The following is a 15,715-nucleotide window of genomic DNA, read 5'->3' as shown; positions in this document are numbered from 1 at the left end:
AGGGCAGGGTGAGGTGTCGGACATTTCGAGATTGGCCTGAACAGATGCGCGGTCAGCGTCCACGCAACTGGTTGACGGGCCGCCCCCTCACCCCTGCCCCTCTCCCTTCGGGAGAGGGGTTCCCTGCGCCTCACAGTCGATGATTTAACGCACGAACTTCAGGTCCAGCCCCTTGTACAACCCGCAGCCATAGATGTTGTGCGCCTTGAACGGTCCGAGACGCGTGGAGGCCGCGATCTTCATCGGCTCGTGATAGAGCGGCATCCAGAGCGCCGCCTCATGAACCTTCTTCAGCACCTCGCCATAGGCGGCGGCGCGGTCGGCGTCGTTCAGCGCGGTGATGCCCTTGTTGAGCAATTCGTCCGTCGCCGGGTCCTTCCAGTTCATCCGGTTGGGCGTCGGCGCATTGGCCGAGGGGAAATAGAGGTTCAGCGCGTCACCCGCCGAGATGTAGGGGAAGCTCATCCCGAACATGTCGAACTCCTGCGTGGCGAGCTTGCCCCAGGCGATGGTGGCGTCGAAAAGCTGGACGCGCAGATCGACGCCGATCTTGCGCAGATCGCCCTGGATCGCCTCCATCAGCTTCTGCCATGTCGAGCCGGTGAAACCATAGGCGATCGGGCTCAGCTTCTTGCCGTCCTTCATGCGGAAGCCGTCGGAGCCCTTCACCCAGCCGGCGGCGTCGAGGATCTTGTTGGCCTCGGCGACATTGGTCTTGAGGAGGCCGGCCGTCATCGCCTTGTTCCAGTCGAGCGACTCCGTCGAAATATAGCTATAGGCCGGCTCGACCTCGCCGAAATAGAGATCATCGGCGATCGCCTTCTGGTCGACGGCCATGACCATCGCCTTGCGCACGGCGGGGTCGTTTACACCGTCCTTGTCGATCTTGAAGCCGACGAAATAGGTCCAGAACGCCTCCTTGGATTCAACCAGCTTGAGCGCTTTGTTGGCGCGAATCTGGGACAGGCCGGAATAAGGCACATATTGCGTGACCTGGCTCTGGCCGGTCATGACGGCGGCAAGCCGGGTGTTCTCCTCCGGCACGATCTTCCAGACGATCTCGTCGATCTGGGCGGCGCCCTTGTTCTCGTAGATCGGCGGGCCCCATTTATACGCGGCATTCTTCTTCAGTCGGAACTCGTTGCGCGGCTTCCATTCGCCCCAGCAATAAGGGCCGGTGCCGTTGAAGCCCTTGACCCCGAAATCAGCCCCGAGCGCCTCGACATTGGCCTTGTCGATGACGACCGCGAAGCTCTGGGTCAGTTGGTAGAGCAGTTCGGAGAAGGGGGCCTTGAGCCTGTATTCGATGGTGTAGTCGTCGGTCGCGACGATGTCCTCGATCTTGCCGGCGCGCCAGGCGACGGGCGAGCGCGTCGCCGGGTCGATCCAGCGCTTGATCGTGTAGACCACGTCCTGCGCCGTCAGCTTCTTGCCGTCGCAGAAGGAGACGTCGTTGCGCAGCTTGAAGGTGTAGGTCTTGCCGTCGGGCGAGGTCGTCCATGACGAGGCGATGCCGGGCTTGATCGTCGCCATGTCATGGTCGAGCGAAACCAGCGTGTCGGCCATCATGAAGATGATCTCGGAGGCCCCGCGCGCCGTCGAGCGCTGGGGATCATAGCGGTCGCTGTCGACCTCGCGCACGATGGTGAGAGAGGTGGGGGTCTGGGCGAATGCCGGGCCGGCAAGCGCGGCGAGGCCAAGCACAGCGCTCGCCGCGATGGATGTCAGATGTTTCACGCTCGTTCTCCCCTGATGTCGTACTCGAATTGCGAAGTTGCCGATCATTCCCGCGCCGTCATTCCGGACAAGCGGCGAAGCCGCGCCGATCCGGAATCCATCGTGGAGCGCAGTGCTTTTCGATGGATTCCGGGTCTCCGCTGCGCTGCGCCCGGAATGACGGTGCATGATTGCAAAAAGTGACACGAACCACGCCCATTACGCATTCCTCAGCCTTGGATCGAGCAGATCGCGCAGCGCGTCGCCCAGCACATTGGCGCAGAGCACGATCAGCACGATCACGAGGCTCGGCAGCAGCGAGATGTGCGGCGCAAAGAACAGCGCATCGCGGCCCAGCGACGCCATCATGCCCAGCTCCGCCTCGGGCGGACGCACGCCGAGCCCCAGAAACGAAAGCGCCGCCCCGATCAGGATGATCTGGCCGAAGCGCAGGGTCAGAAAGACGAAGACCGAGGACAGGCAGTTCAGCGCCAGATAACGCCAGATCAGCGTCCGGTCGGAGAGGCCCACGGCGCGCCCGGCCTCCATGTAGTCCTGACCCATCACGACGATCGCCGCGCTGCGGGTGATGCGCGCGACATCGGGGATGGTCGCGATCGAGAGCGCGATGACGATCGCCGTCAGGCCCGGTCCGACGACGGCGGCCAGCGCCAGACCCAGCAGGATCGCGGGAAACGACAAGAGGATGTCGGCAAACCGCATAATCCAGGGATCGATCCGCCGGTAATAGGCGCTGAGCAGGCCAAAGAACKCGCCAAGCCCGCCGCCGAGGACGACCGAAGCCAGTCCCATGAGCAGCGTCAACCGCGCGCCATAGAGCAGGCGCGAGAGCATGTCGCGGCCTTGCCCGTCCGTGCCGAGCCAGTATTGCGGCAGCGAGCCCGCGCTCCAGCGCGGCGGGATGAAAGGCCGGCGCGTCGTGTTGTAGGGGTCGAAGGGTGCAAGCCAGGGCGCGAGCAGCGCGGCGATCGCGATCAGGCCAAGGATGATCGCCGCCGCCAGAGCGAGCTTGTCCTTGAAGATCCGTCGCCAGATCGGCGAAGCGAAGCGCTGCCTGACTGCAGGCGCGGAGATGGCGACGTCAGCCATGTTTCTGCACCCTCGGATCGAGCGCCGCATAGAGCATGTCGACGATCAGGTTGATCGAGAGAAAGGCCAGCGCCAGCACCATGATTGCGCCTTGCGCGAGGGGAAAATCGCTCGCCAGAATGGCCCCGACCGCGAGCCGCCCGACCCCCGGCCAGGAATAGATCGTCTCGGTGACGACCGCGCCGCCGAGCAGATAGCCGGCCTGCAGCCCGATCAGCGTCACCACCGGGATCAGCGCATTGCGCAACACATGCTTGACGATGACGGTGCGCTCGGCCAGCCCCTTGGCGCGGGCGGTGCGGACATGGTCGGCGTTCAACACCTCGAGCGCCGCCGTGCGCGTCATCCGCGCGATCGGGCCGATGAAGGTCAGCCCGAGCGTCAGCGCCGGCAGCGCGATCGAGGCGAGGCCGCCAAGGCTCCAGAGCGGCCCGCCGCGCCCGATGAAGGGCAGCAAGCCCCAGTGATAGCCAAGATACTGCATCAGGATCAGCCCGATGAAGAACACCGGCGTCGATACGCCCGCGACCGAGATCGCGATCACCAACCGGTCGAGGAAGCGCCCGCGATTGACCGCTGCGATCGTGCCCAGCGCGATGCCGGCGGGGATCGCCCAGATCAGGCAGGCCAGCATCAGTTCGACGGTCGGGCCGATCGCCTCGGCCAGTTCCTCGGTGACGCGGGTGTTGGAGATCAGCGACACCCCGAGATCGCCCTGCAGCACACGCGCCATATAGAGCGCGAACTGGATGAAGACCGGCTTGTCGAGCCCAAGATCGCGCCTGATCTGGGCGATGAGTTCGGGGCTCGCCGTCGGGCCCGCGATGATCGCGGCCGGATCGGCAGGGACGAGTTGCAGCAGGAGGAAGCCAAAGAGAAGCACGCCGAACAGCACCGGCACCGACAGGGCGAGGCGCGAGGCGACGTGGTTCAGCATCGGCTTACGATGCTCGACACAGCGCCATCACACCCACAGCCCTCATCCTGAGGAGCGGACGCAGTTCGCGTCTCGAAGGATGCTCCAGCGCGCACTGGAGCATCCTTCGAGACGCCGCTTGCGCGGCTCCTCAGGATGAGGGCCGAACTGAATGCCATCAATCCTCCGCCTCGTAGACGACCTTGCCATCGATGATCGTCAGGTCGCAGCGGGTCTCGTGCAAGAGCTGTTCCGGCGTCGCTTTCGCAAGATCGCGCGAGAACACCGCGATGTCGGCGGCCATGCCCGGCAGCAGCCGTCCGCGATGGTCCTCGCAGCGGTTCACGAAGGCGCCGAACTCGGTATAGGCGCAGATCACCTCGTCGATCGTCATCGTCTGATCAGGTCCAACGACCGTTCCGCGCGAGGTCTTGCGCGTCAGCATCGTGTAGATGTTGGGCCAGATGTTCGCGTCGCAGACCGGAGCGTCGGAGGAGGCGGCGGGTTTCAGCCCGGCCTCGATCCAGTCGCGCATCGGATAGCTCTCATGGGCGCGCTTCGCATCGACCACCGAGAGATAGAGATCGCCGAAATCATAGATGAACACCGGCTGCGGCACCGGCTCGACGCCGAGCCTGACCATGCGCGCGATCTGCCCTGGCGAGTTGAAGCCGCAATGCTCGATGCGGTGGCGCCGATGCGCATCGGGATGATCGTGGAGCGCCGTTTCCATCGCGTTCAGCGTCTGCTCGATCGCCGCATCTCCGATGGCGTGGACCGCGAGCTGATAACCCATCGCGTGATAGTCGCGGGTCAGCGCGTCCATCTCGGCATCCTCGAGGCAGAAGATGCCGCTGGTCTCGGGCTCGCCGAGATAGGGCTGGCTCATCGCAGCCGTACGGCCACCGGCGGAGCCATCGGTGAAGATCTTGACCGGCCCGACGCTGAGCCAGGCGTCACCCGCGCCGGTGACGAGGCCGTCGGCGTAAGCCTGCGCGACGATGCCATTATGGCCGCCGAGCAGGCACATATTGGTTCGCACGGGCAGCCGGCCGGTCCGCTTGGCCGTGCGATAGGCGGCGACCTCACGATAGTGCGAGCGCATGCCGACAGCGGCGTCCATAACGCTGGTGATGCCGAACTGGTTGCAGTAGAGCCCGGCGCGCTCGATCGCCCCGACAAGTTCCTCGTCGGTCGGATCGGGAATGATCTTCTTGATCGGATCGCGGCCGTTCTCGGCCATCAGCCCGGTCAGCGAGCCGTTGACCTGCTCGATCGCCCCACCCGGCGGCACCGGGGTCGCCTCGGTGATGCCGGCGAKTTTCAGCGCCATCGAATTGGCGACCGAGAGATGGCCGCAGGCGCGCACGATATAGACCGGATTGTTCGGTGCGGCCCTGTCGAGTTCCGTGCGATGCGGATGCCGCTTCACATCGAGCTCGAAATGATCATAGCCGCGCGCGAGGATCCATTCGCCGGGCTTCACCTGCGCTGCACGCGCCGCGATCATCTCCAGCAGCCCGTCGAGCGTGCGTACGAAGCGCGGCCGGATGTCGAGCTCCTTCATGGTCAGCCCGAGCGGCAGCAGATGCAGATGCGCCTCGTAAAGGCCTGGCGTCGCAGTGCGGCCGGCGAGATCGATCACCTGGGTGGCGGGGCCGATCAGCGGCGCGAGATCGGCGGGCGTGCCCGTCGCCAGAACCTTGCCGGCCCAGAGCGCGACGGCGCTGGCATAGCCCTCCTTCAGCCCGAGATAGACCGGGCCGTTCTGCAGGACGGTATCGGCTTTCGGCAGCGCGAGCATGGACTTGGTTCCCCTCGGAACCAAATCATGGCAGTGCTGTCGCCGGGCGGCAATGCGCGGGCAGCGCTAATTTTCAGCGCGGCGGCGCAAGAATATGCGGCCGCGTCAGACGGCCGCCCCAGTCAAATTCACGCCAGTTCGAATTTGATGTCCTGCGCGCCTTCCCAGAGCGTCTTGCGGCCGAGCGGGTAGATGTTCTCCAGCCCCGAGGTCAGCGTGATGAAGTGGTTGCCGGCGAGCTGGCCCATCTTGCTGGCGAAATGCACGCCGCCATAGGCGAGCAGGATCTCGGTTTCGCTGATTCCGCCGGGATAGAGGATGATCTGGCCGGGCGCGGGGTAGCTGGTGTGGTTCTCGTAGCCGACGCCGAAATCGAGCTCGCCGAGCGGCATCCAGACACCCTCGCCGCTCCAGCGCACATGCACGATCTTCGAGACGAAGGGCATGTGGCGCAGGAAGGCGGCGCAGGTCTTGGGCGCTGCTTCCAGTTCGAGCTTCGCGTCGAAGCGATAGGGGCCGGCGGTGACGATCAGCTTGGTCATGGGATTTTTCCGGGTGGCGCTTTTGTCTGCAATGGCATCGGGACCGGCATTGGGCAACCGGCTGGTGGCGATTTTCAGCAGCAGCCGAGGCGGTCGGCATAGTGCGAGGCCACGGCACGATCGAGTGCCGGCAAAGCCGCCAGCAATCCGGCGCGACCTTTCAGCCCAGCGCGGTAATGCGCGCGCAGTTCGGCATGAGCAGCGTCGAGATCGACGCCGAGCACCCGGCCATGGGCCACCACCGTCCGCCCGGCGACGATCAGCTCGCGGATATGGCTGCGGTTGGCGCGGGCGAAGAGCAGGTCCAGCGGATCGACCTCGGTGATCGCGTCTTCATCCAGCGCGGCGCGATCGACGACGACGAGATCGGCGGCCGCGCCTTCGCTCAAGACCCCGCCCGCCAGCGCGCCGACCACCACGCGCCCGGTCTCCAGCGCCATCCTGAGCGCCCGCTGCGGCCCGCCTGCGCCGTCAAAACCCCAGCCGCCATGCAGAGCCCAGAGCAGGCGCAGTTCGCGCAGCGCATCGTCATCCTCGTCGAAGGCCTGCCCGTCGACGCCCATCGCGACCTTGCAGCCGGCCTTGAGCATCGCCTCGACGGGAGCGAGACCGGAACGCAGATGGAAGTTCGAGGAGGAGTTGACCACGATCGTGCAGCCGGCTTCCGCGATCATCTCCAGCTCGTCGGGCCGCGCCCAGACGCAATGCGCCAGCGTCAGCCGGGGCGAGAGCATCCCGATGTCGCGCCAATGCCGCACGAGGCCATCGGGATAGTTCGCATCGGCCCATTGGCGCTGGTATTTCGTCTCGAACAGATGCGTGGTGACGCGCCGGCCGCTCAGCGCCGAGGCTTCGGCGATCGCGCGCCAGAACGGCTCCGAAACCCATTGCGGGCCGTTGGGCGCATATTGCACATCGACCATCGGCCCCTGCACCGCCGCCGCGACCGCATCGACCAATTCGAGTTGCTCGGCAAAGGGCGTCATCGGCGCGATCAGGCGCTTTTCGATCTCGGCGGCGACGGCAGGCTCCAGCACCGCCAGCACCGGCTCAGATGGCCCATAGACCAGCGGGTTCTGGTCGCGCATGCCGATACCGAACGCGATGCGGACGCCGACATCGCCAGCCGCGCGCGCCACCGCGACGGCCTCGGTGGGCAAATCGGTTAGCCCTTGCGGGCGCACGCAATGGACCATCACCGCGCCCTGTCCGCCCAGCGCGGCCCGCGCCAGCGGCGCGAGCGCGACGAGATAGGGATCAGCGGGAGCCGCAAGCGCCAGCCGGTGAAGCCAGCTCTCCAGCGGCTTGCCGAAGCCGCCGACCGAGGAATTGCGAAGCGCCCGGGCGTGATCATGCGCGTTGACCAGCGCCGGCATCACGATGGTGTCGGGCAGCTCCGCTGCCTCGTCTGGCGCGATCCCTGCGATGACGCCATCGGCCAACGTTAGCGCGAGGCCCCTGCGGCTGCCGCCGGCGTCGAGCCCGGCGCGGCTGCGCAGGACGCGCGAGCCGGTCATCAGGAGATCGCTTCCTTGAGGTCGAGTGTGCCGGTCTTGCCGAGAGCGTCATAGTTCCGTTTCAGCCAGCGCTTCGTGGCAGTGCGGCCGATGTCGCGCAGGCGTACCAGGAAATCCCACTCGGCGTTGAGGCGCGACGACGAGGTCAGCTCCGCCAGCGCCGCGCCACCGTCGATCCGGTGCATCAGCACGCGCTTGTATTCGTCGACCGGCAGCTTGCCGGCATCGACCAGCTTGTTGACGAAATCGATCGCCCGCAATTCGCGCAGCAGCGAGCCGTTGAAGGTGATTTCGTTCAGCCGGTCCTGGATGGCGCGAGCCCCCGTCGGCAGCTCTTTGCGCTCGATCGGGTTGATCTGGACCAGCACGACATCGTCGCAATGAGCCTCGTAGAACAGCGGGAACAGGGCCGGATTGCCCATATAGCCGCCATCCCAATAGGCTTGGCCCTTGATCTCGACCGCCTGGAACAGCATCGGCAGGCAGGCCGAGGCCATGACATGGTCCGGCGTCAGCTCCGGCCCGGTGAAGACCTTGATCTTGCCGGTGCGCACATTCGTCGCCGCGATGAAGAGCTTGACCTGGTCGCAGGCGCGCACCTTCCTGAAGTCGATCAGGTCGGCGAGAACATCGCGCAACGGGTTGATGTTCAGCGGGTTGCTGTCATAGGGGCTTGCCACCTTCTGGAACATTTCAAGCCAGAAAAGGCCAGCCGGCGTATCGTTTCCGCCCCAGGCGCCGAGCATGGTATCGAGCAGCGAGCGCTGAGAGTCGCTATATTTGCCGTCGACGCTGATCGCGCGCCAGAACGCCTCCAGCTTGGCGCGCGCGCCTTGTGCCCCGCCCTCGATCCAGCCCTCGGCCAGGACGACGGCGTTCATCGCGCCGGCTGATGTGCCCGACATCGCCTCGATCGCGAGCCGGCCATCTTCGAGGATCGCGTCGAGCACGCCCCAGGTGAAGGCGCCATGCGCGCCGCCGCCCTGCAGCGCCAGCGACACGGTCTTCTCGGCTTTCGGCCCGGCGAGCCCCTTTACGGGGGCGACGCCGGGCTCCTGCGGCAGCGGCGCTTTGCGGCCGGTCACGCGGCGGTCCAGCCGCCATCCATCGGCAGTGTCGTGCCGGTGATCGATTTTGCGCTGTCCGTGCACAGGAAGACCGCAAGTGCCGCGACCTGCTCGACTGTAACGAACTCCTTGGTCGGCTGCGCTGTCAGCAGCACATCGTTGATGACCTGCTCCTTGGTCATGTTGCGGGCCTTCATCGTGTCGGGGATCTGCTTTTCGACCAGCGGCGTCCAGACATAGCCGGGCGCGATCGCGTTGACGGTGATGCCCATGGTCGCAACCTCGAGCGCAACCGTCTTGGTCAGGCCGGCGATGCCGTGCTTGGCCGAGACATAGGCCGATTTGAATGGCGAGGCGACGAAGGCGTGGGCCGACGCCGTGTTGATGATGCGCCCCCAGCCCTTCGCCTTCATTTTCGGCAGCGCGGCGCGGATGGTGTGGAAGGCCGAGGTCAGGTTGATCGCGATGATCATGTCCCATTTCTCGATCGGGAACTCGTCGATCGGCGCGACATGCTGGATGCCGGCATTGTTGACGAGAATATCGACCGCGCCAAAGGCTTTCTCGGCCTCGGCGACCATGGCGGCAATCTGGTCGGGTTTGGTCATGTCGGCGGGCGAGAACAGCACCTTGACGCCGAAATCCTTCTCGATCCCCGCTCGCAGGGCCTCGGCGTCATCGGGCGGCATGATCCCGTTGATCACGAGATTGGCGCCTTCCTTCGCAAGGGCGTGGGCATAGCCGAGGCCGATGCCGGAGGTCGAGCCGGTGATGAGGGCGCAGCGGTCTTTGAGGAACATGAGCGTCAAGGCTCCTGACATTTGAGAGAAAAATGCTTAGGTTCGGTGCCGAACGGGCGATATGTCAGTGACCGCGGAGGATCGCGGCACGGTGCCCGATGTCTCATTGCAACGCAACATGACCGAAATGCAGCCAAACGCCCAAGTTCATCATGTGCATGATCATGACGGCCATGACGACGCGGTCTGCCGGCACGTCCATGATCACCGCCACCATGCCGCCGACGCGCTGGCCCGGGCGGAGCGCATCTGCCGCGAGCGTGGCCTGCGGCTGACGCCGATCCGCCGCAAGGCGCTGGAAGCCCTGCATGGCGACCACCGCCCGGTCGGCGCCTACGACCTCGCCGATCGGATTTCGCCGGCCGGCGGACGCAGGCTGGCGCCCATCTCGATCTACCGCGCGCTCGATTTCCTGGTCGAGCAGGGCTTCGTGCACCGGCTCTCCTCGCGTAACGCCTATGTCGCCTGTCTGCACGGCCACGACGCCCATGACGTCGTCGCGTTCCTGATCTGCGAGACCTGCGGCGGCGTCGACGAGGATTCCTCGGCAGCCATGAAGACGGCCGTGGCGGCGATGACCGCGGCGCGCCAGTTCGCGCCGACACATCAGGTCGTCGAGATCGTCGGCCGCTGCGAGCATTGCAGAAACACCCCAGACCGGAGTGCGCAGGCATGAACGAGCGCGTTTCGCCGCCCTGTCTCCCCGACCAGGCCGGCCCGCGACCACGCGCGACCACCGTTCCGGTCATGGTCGGCGGCGTTGCGGTCGGCGGCGGGGCCCCGATCGTCGTTCAGTCGATGACCAACACCGACACCGCCGACATCGCGGGCACCGTTGCGCAGGTCGCAGCGCTCGCACGGCAGGGCTCGGAACTCGTCCGCATCACCGTCGATCGCGACGAGGCAGCGGCTGCGGTCCCGAAAATCCGCGAGCGGCTCGACCGGATCGGCGTCGACGTGCCCCTCGTCGGCGATTTCCATTATATCGGCCACAAGCTGCTTAGCCAGCATCCGGCCTGCGCCGAGGCGCTCGCCAAATACCGTATCAACCCCGGCAATGTCGGCTTCAAGGACAAGAAGGACCGCCAGTTCGGCCAGATCGTCGAGCTCGCGATCAGGCACGGCAAGGCCGTGCGCATCGGCGCCAACTGGGGCTCGCTCGATCAGGAACTGCTGACCAGCCTGATGGATGCCAACGCCTTCTCGGCCGCGCCGCTGGAGGCGCGCGCGGTGATGCGCGAGGCCATGGTCCAGTCGGCGCTGCTTTCGGCCGAGCGCGCCGAGGAGATCGGGCTGGGCCGCGATCGCATCATCCTGTCGGCAAAGGTCTCCGGCGTGCAGGATCTGATCGCGGTCTATCGCGTGCTCGCCTCCCGCTCCGACTACGCCATCCATCTCGGCCTGACCGAGGCCGGCATGGGCTCCAAGGGCATCGTCGCCTCATCGGCCGCGCTCGGCATCCTGCTTCAGGAGGGCATCGGCGACACCATCCGCTTCTCGTTGACGCCCGAGCCCGGCGGCGACCGCACGCTCGAGGTCAAGGCAGCGCAGGAACTGCTGCAGACGATGGGCTTTCGCGCCTTCGTGCCGCTGGTCGCGGCCTGCCCCGGTTGCGGGCGGACGACGTCGACGGTGTTCCAGGAGCTGGCGCGGGATATCCAGAGCTGGATTTCCACCTCCATGCCGGAGTGGAAGACGCGTTATCCCGGCGTCGAGAACCTCAACGTCGCGGTGATGGGCTGCATCGTCAACGGGCCAGGCGAATCCAAGCACGCCGATATCGGCATTTCGCTGCCCGGAACCGGGGAAGAGCCGACCGCACCTGTGTTCGTCGACGGCCGCAAGGTCGGGACATTGCGCGGTCCCGGCATCGCCGCCGAGTTCAAGGCCATGGTCGATGCCTATGTCGCGCGCCGCTATGGCGGGCAGGCAGATGCGGCGGAGTGATCGCCCCGCGCCGGTGGCGGATGTCGGAGCGCGCCTTTGCGCTGCGGCCACGTCGTGCTAGAGCGCGCAGCCTTTTGTTGCAGCGCAGCACGCGCGGAGATCCCTGATGGGGCATGACCAGCCGAATCCACCGACCCATCGGCCGGAGGATTCCCGTTTCGGCCTCGATGACGGACATGGCCACGCGACCAAGCACGCGCACTCGACCAGCAGCTACGCCACGCTCGCGCTCGGCGCGCTCGGCGTCGTCTATGGCGATATCGGCACGAGCCCGCTCTATGCGTTGCGCGAGACTGTTCTTGCCGCCACCGGCGCCGCGGCCGGCGGCCATGGCGGGGCCGTCGATCTCGTCCTGTCAACGACCCTGCCGCGCGGCATCATCATCGGCGTGCTCTCGCTGATCCTGTGGTCACTGGTCGTCGTCGTGACGCTGAAATATGTCGCGCTGCTGCTCACCGCCGATAACAATGGCGAAGGCGGCACGCTGACGCTGGTGGCTTTGGCGCAACGCGCGCTCGGGCGGATGCGCGGCGGCGTCGTGCTTTTCCTCGGCATGGCAGGCGCGGCGCTGTTTTATGGCGACGCCGTGATCACGCCGGCGATCTCGGTGCTCTCGGCCGTCGAGGGCATCAAGCTGGTGACGCCGCTGCTCGACGACTACGTCGTCTCGATCGCCTCGGCGATCCTGATCGCGCTGTTCCTGGTCCAGAGCCGGGGCACCGAAAAAGTCGCGAATTTCTTCGGGCCGATCATGATGATCTGGTTCCTGATGCTGGCGGGGCTCGGCATCTATCATATCGCCGACGACCTCAGCGTCTTCGACTCGATCAACCCCTGGTGGGGAGTGCGATTCTTCATCGACCATCCAGGCGTTTCCCTGGCGGTGCTGGGTTCGGTTTGCCTGGCCGTGACTGGCGCGGAAGCGCTTTACGCCGATATGGGCCATTTTGGCCGTGGCCCGATCCGCAGCGCCTGGATCTTCATGGTCTTCCCGGCACTGTGGCTGAACTATCTCGGGCAGGGCGCGCTGATCCTCTCGGATCCGACCGCGATCGACAATCCGTTCTATAAGCTCGCCCCCGACGGCTTCATCCTGCCGCTCGTGATCATGGCGACGGTGGCGACAATCATCGCCAGCCAGGCCGTAATCACCGGCGCCTTTTCCCTGACCAGGCAGGCGATCCAGCTCGGCCTGCTGCCGCGCCTCGAAATCAGGCACACCTCCGAGCAGACCTCGGGCCAGATCTTCATCCCGCGCATCAACATGATGCTGCTCGTCGTGGTGCTCGTGCTGGTCTGGACCTTCCGGTCGTCTTCCAACCTGTCGCACGCCTATGGCATCTCGGTCTTCGGGGCGATGGTGGTGGACTCGCTGCTGGCCTTCATCGTGATCTGGAAGGGCTGGCGCTGGGGTCTCGCCGCCACCATCGCGGTGGTTACGCCGTTCCTGATCATCGACGCGGCCTTCTTCGCCGCCAACCTGCTCAAGCTGTTCAGCGGCGGCTATGTCCCGGTGATGATGGCGATCACGCTGATCGTCCTGATGTGGACCTGGGTGCGCGGCACCAAGATCCTGTTCGACAAGACCCGCAAGACCGACGTGCCCCTGCTCGAACTGGTCGGCATGCTCTCGAAGAGCCCACCCTACCGGGTCAAGGGCATGGCGGTGTTCCTGACAAGCGACCCCGAAACGGCGCCGGCCTCGCTCCTGCACAACCTCAAGCACAACAAGGTGCTCCACGAGCGCAATGTCGTTCTCACCGTGCGCTCGGCCGATACGCCGCGCATTGCCGAGGAGGAGCGCGTCCGGCTCTCGCGCATCACCGACGATTTCTGGCGGGTCGAGATGGTCTATGGCTACATGGAAAGCCCCAACGTGCCGAAGGGGCTCGCCATCCTGCGCAAGCAGGGCTTCAAGTTCGACATCATGTCGACCTCGTTCTTCCTGTCGCGCCGCTCGATCAAGGCCTCGCCGCAATCGGGCATGCCGGTCTGGCAGGACAATCTCTATATCACGCTGACCAAGAGCGCGACCGACGCCACGAGCTTCTTCCAGATCCCGACAGGCCGGGTGGTGGAAGTGGGGACGCAGGTCACGGTCTGAGACGGACCCGGCGTTTCAATCCAGCCGGGCGGAGGCCGCGCCTTCCGGCACATGCCGGACGCGCTCGCGATAGAGCAGATACAGGCCCGACGCGATCACGATGCTGCCGCCGATGAAGGTCCAGCGGTCGGGCAACTGGCCGAAGACGAACCAGCCGAGCAGGACCATCCAGACGATCTGCGAATAGATGAATGGCGCAAGCACCGTCGCCGGCGCCAGCCGGTGCGCCAGGATCAGCAGCCAGTGGCCAAAGCCGCCGAGCACCCCGGTTCCGAACAGGATCAGCCAGACCAGCGGCGTCTGCGGCATCGTCCAGAAGAACGGAATCAGCGGCAGCATGGCGAACGTGCCCGCGACGCCGGAATAGACCATCGTGGTCTCCGGCGAATCGAAGGCCGCGAGGCTGCGCGTCGCCAGCGAGTAGAACGAATAGCAAAAACAGCCGAGCACGCTGAGCAGGGCAGCCGGATGCATCCCGCCGAAGCCCGGACGCGTGATCACCAGCACGCCGAGGAAGCCGACGGCGATCGCCGCCAGCCGGCGCGGACCCGGCCATTCGCCCAGAAGCGGGCCCGAGACCAGCGCCACCAGAAGCGGCCCGGCGAACATGATCGACACGGTCTCGGCGAGCTGGAGATATTTGACTGCAATGAAGTTCAGCATCGTCGAACCAAGCAGCAGCAACGACCGCACCGCCTGAAGCCAGGGCCGCTGCGTGCGCAGAATGCCCGGCCGGCTCCATGGGTTCAGCAGCAGCGAGACCAGCAGCATGCTGCCGGCATAGCGCGCGAACACGACCTGGATCGGGTCCATCAGGCCCGAGAGCCATTTCGCGCTGGCATCCAGCATGGCGAAGCACAGGATCGCGCCGCACATCAACGCAATGGCCGCAAGACGGCTGCGGCCCGTTTCAGGGTGATGAGCGTGGGCCGCCAAGACAGGTTCCGTCATGCGCAGGGAGAATGACGAAGACAGATTTAACCGATTTATGGGCGCTGACCAGCGATCACGCGCATGCGCTCCATGCGCAAATCAGGCGTCGCCCTCTGCATCTTCGCCGTCGATCTCGGCATCCTCGACTTCCGCGCCGGCTTTGGACAATCCTTTGGCGGCTTTGCGAAGCAGCCTGCGCAACTGCTTGCGCTCCTTGCCGTCGAGCTTTTCGAGCAGTTCGCCCTCGACCTGGGTCCAGACCGCGTCGAGCGACGTCGCGGTCTTCTGACCGGCCTCGGTCAGCGCGACCTGCACGAGCCGGCCGTCGCGGCCACCGCCTTCGCGCGCAACCAGCCCCTGCAGGGACAGGCGCCCGATCGTCTTGGACACGGTCGGCGGCTTGACCCGCAGCAGGGTGGCGAGTTCGCCCATCGTCATCGGCGCCGGCTGCAGGGCTTTCAGCGCCTGCTCCTGGCCCGGAAACAGTCCGAGCGCGTTGAGACGCTCGCCCATCCGGGCGCGATGCAGGCGCGCGGTGACCAGCAATGCACGGCCGACGCTTTTCTCGAGCGACTTGGTCATGGGCCGGTCCTTGCCAACGGGGCGGGCGATCGTTCGCCGGCTGCCTGATCACCCGCGATCATGACATGCTGATGACAAAGCCACGACACGCCTCGTCACAGCGCCTGAATCCGCTCAGTTACGCGGGCAAGGAAGGCGGCGCGGGTCTCGGGCGTCGCGCGGTTCATGTCGTAATGCGCCAGATAGAGCGGCCGCGCCGCCGGATGGCAGACTGCGCGCAATACCCGGCAAACCGCCTTGCGCGGCGGGTCGCCCATCAGCAGCGCCCGCCAGCGCGTGCCGCCATAGCTCGTCACGGCGACGAGCTTGCGGATGTTCCAGAGATTGGGCCGCACCTTGCCATCGACCAGCCGAAACGAGACGCCCGGCAGGAAAACACGGTCGAAAAAGCCCTTCAGGATAGCCGGATAGCCGAAATTCCAGACCGGGAAGCACAGCACCAGCGCCTCGGCTGCCTGCACGCGTTCGACATAGCCGGCAACGGGACGCGTGTTGGTTTCGAGGTCGTGATAGCCGACGCGCTCGGCTCGGCTCAACGCTGGCTCGAACCCCTCGGCATAGAGATCGCAGTCATCGACCTCGTGACCGGCCTTCCGCAAGTTTTCGACCACGGCGCGATGCAGCGCCCCGCCGTAGCTGTCGGGGTCGGGATGGGCATGGAGCACGAGGACACGCAT

General features: G+C 65.7%; 14 protein-coding genes. 3 read left to right on the top strand and 11 right to left on the bottom strand.

Translation table 11 applies throughout. The annotated features are described in order from the left end of the window. Window positions 1–144 precede the first annotated feature (144 nt). The 8 genes from AC1DZY_RS16750 to AC1DZY_RS16715 all read right to left on the bottom strand — a co-directional run bounded on the left by AC1DZY_RS16750 (window position 145) and on the right by AC1DZY_RS16715 (window position 9,472). Window positions 145–1,737, bottom strand: a complete 1,593-nt coding sequence (locus AC1DZY_RS16750) for an ABC transporter substrate-binding protein (RefSeq protein WP_476821267.1) — start codon at window positions 1,735–1,737, stop codon at window positions 145–147. 198 nt (window positions 1,738–1,935) lie between these two features. Continuing rightward, on the bottom strand, window positions 1,936–2,826 hold the full coding sequence (locus AC1DZY_RS16745; RefSeq protein ID WP_476821266.1) for an ABC transporter permease: 891 nt from the start codon (window positions 2,824–2,826) through the stop codon (window positions 1,936–1,938). Then, window positions 2,819–3,763 (bottom strand): ABC transporter permease, encoded by a 945-nt coding sequence (locus AC1DZY_RS16740; RefSeq protein ID WP_476821265.1) that lies wholly within the window; start codon window positions 3,761–3,763, stop codon window positions 2,819–2,821. The genes AC1DZY_RS16745 and AC1DZY_RS16740 overlap by 8 nt, the downstream gene beginning before the upstream one ends. Window positions 3,764–3,920: 157 nt before the next feature. Further along, window positions 3,921–5,546, bottom strand: coding sequence for an amidohydrolase (locus AC1DZY_RS16735; protein ID WP_476821264.1), 1,626 nt, complete (start codon window positions 5,544–5,546; stop codon window positions 3,921–3,923). 128 nt (window positions 5,547–5,674) lie between these two features. Further along, window positions 5,675–6,088, bottom strand: coding sequence for a DUF3830 family protein (locus tag AC1DZY_RS16730; protein ID WP_476821263.1), 414 nt, complete (start codon window positions 6,086–6,088; stop codon window positions 5,675–5,677). Window positions 6,089–6,162: 74 nt separating this feature from the next. Beyond that, window positions 6,163–7,605 (bottom strand): amidohydrolase family protein, encoded by a 1,443-nt coding sequence (locus AC1DZY_RS16725; RefSeq protein ID WP_476821262.1) that lies wholly within the window; start codon window positions 7,603–7,605, stop codon window positions 6,163–6,165. Beyond that, on the bottom strand, window positions 7,605–8,690 hold the full coding sequence (locus AC1DZY_RS16720; protein WP_476821261.1) for a patatin-like phospholipase family protein: 1,086 nt from the start codon (window positions 8,688–8,690) through the stop codon (window positions 7,605–7,607). The genes AC1DZY_RS16725 and AC1DZY_RS16720 overlap by 1 nt, the downstream gene beginning before the upstream one ends. Continuing rightward, on the bottom strand, window positions 8,687–9,472 hold the full coding sequence (locus AC1DZY_RS16715) for a 3-hydroxybutyrate dehydrogenase (RefSeq protein WP_476821260.1): 786 nt from the start codon (window positions 9,470–9,472) through the stop codon (window positions 8,687–8,689). Before AC1DZY_RS16715 ends, AC1DZY_RS16720 begins: the two co-directional genes overlap by 4 nt. Window positions 9,473–9,533: 61 nt before the next feature. Between AC1DZY_RS16715 and AC1DZY_RS16710 the strand changes: the two genes are divergently transcribed. From AC1DZY_RS16710 to AC1DZY_RS16700, 3 genes are all read left to right on the top strand, one after another. Beyond that, the gene (locus AC1DZY_RS16710) at window positions 9,534–10,148 is read left to right on the top strand and encodes a Fur family transcriptional regulator (RefSeq protein WP_476821259.1); all 615 of its coding nucleotides are present in this window, start codon (window positions 9,534–9,536) and stop codon (window positions 10,146–10,148) included. Continuing rightward, complete coding sequence (gene ispG, locus AC1DZY_RS16705) at window positions 10,145–11,419, top strand: flavodoxin-dependent (E)-4-hydroxy-3-methylbut-2-enyl-diphosphate synthase (protein WP_476821258.1); 1,275 nt, start codon at window positions 10,145–10,147, stop codon at window positions 11,417–11,419. Before AC1DZY_RS16710 ends, ispG begins: the two co-directional genes overlap by 4 nt. Window positions 11,420–11,525: 106 nt before the next feature. After that, on the top strand, window positions 11,526–13,523 hold the full coding sequence (locus tag AC1DZY_RS16700; protein WP_476821257.1) for a potassium transporter Kup: 1,998 nt from the start codon (window positions 11,526–11,528) through the stop codon (window positions 13,521–13,523). A 15-nt stretch (window positions 13,524–13,538) separates the two neighbouring features. On the opposite strand, the gene AC1DZY_RS16695 is transcribed toward AC1DZY_RS16700, so the two are convergent. The 3 genes from AC1DZY_RS16695 to AC1DZY_RS16685 all read right to left on the bottom strand — a co-directional run bounded on the left by AC1DZY_RS16695 (window position 13,539) and on the right by AC1DZY_RS16685 (window position 15,715). Next, the gene (locus AC1DZY_RS16695) at window positions 13,539–14,459 is read right to left on the bottom strand and encodes a DMT family transporter (protein WP_476821256.1); all 921 of its coding nucleotides are present in this window, start codon (window positions 14,457–14,459) and stop codon (window positions 13,539–13,541) included. A gap of 96 nt (window positions 14,460–14,555) precedes the next feature. Continuing rightward, the gene (locus AC1DZY_RS16690; protein ID WP_476821255.1) at window positions 14,556–15,038 is read right to left on the bottom strand and encodes a MarR family winged helix-turn-helix transcriptional regulator; all 483 of its coding nucleotides are present in this window, start codon (window positions 15,036–15,038) and stop codon (window positions 14,556–14,558) included. Window positions 15,039–15,133: 95 nt separating this feature from the next. Further along, on the bottom strand, window positions 15,134–15,715 hold the full coding sequence (locus tag AC1DZY_RS16685; protein WP_476821254.1) for an NAD(P)H-dependent oxidoreductase: 582 nt from the start codon (window positions 15,713–15,715) through the stop codon (window positions 15,134–15,136).

It is taken from the genome of Allobosea sp. P2_A10 (assembly GCF_056405115.1).
Note: the sequence above shows the minus strand (reverse complement) of the source record. Positions and strands in the feature narration are given on the sequence as shown.

What these genes read in the sequence shown, in the direction of transcription:
- ispG (WP_476821258.1), top strand. Translation starts at nt 10,145, where the DNA reads ATGAACGAGCGCGTTTCGCCGCCCTGTCTCCCCGACCAGGCCGGCCCG.
- AC1DZY_RS16715 (WP_476821260.1), bottom strand. Translation starts at nt 9,472, where the DNA reads ATGTTCCTCAAAGACCGCTGCGCCCTCATCACCGGCTCGACCTCCGGC.
- AC1DZY_RS16730 (WP_476821263.1), bottom strand. Translation starts at nt 6,088, where the DNA reads ATGACCAAGCTGATCGTCACCGCCGGCCCCTATCGCTTCGACGCGAAG.
- AC1DZY_RS16685 (WP_476821254.1), bottom strand. Translation starts at nt 15,715, where the DNA reads ATGCGTGTCCTCGTGCTCCATGCCCATCCCGACCCCGACAGCTACGGC.
- AC1DZY_RS16690 (WP_476821255.1), bottom strand. Translation starts at nt 15,038, where the DNA reads ATGACCAAGTCGCTCGAGAAAAGCGTCGGCCGTGCATTGCTGGTCACC.
- AC1DZY_RS16710 (WP_476821259.1), top strand. Translation starts at nt 9,534, where the DNA reads ATGTCAGTGACCGCGGAGGATCGCGGCACGGTGCCCGATGTCTCATTG.
- AC1DZY_RS16700 (WP_476821257.1), top strand. Translation starts at nt 11,526, where the DNA reads ATGGGGCATGACCAGCCGAATCCACCGACCCATCGGCCGGAGGATTCC.
- AC1DZY_RS16740 (WP_476821265.1), bottom strand. Translation starts at nt 3,763, where the DNA reads ATGCTGAACCACGTCGCCTCGCGCCTCGCCCTGTCGGTGCCGGTGCTG.
- AC1DZY_RS16725 (WP_476821262.1), bottom strand. Translation starts at nt 7,605, where the DNA reads ATGACCGGCTCGCGCGTCCTGCGCAGCCGCGCCGGGCTCGACGCCGGC.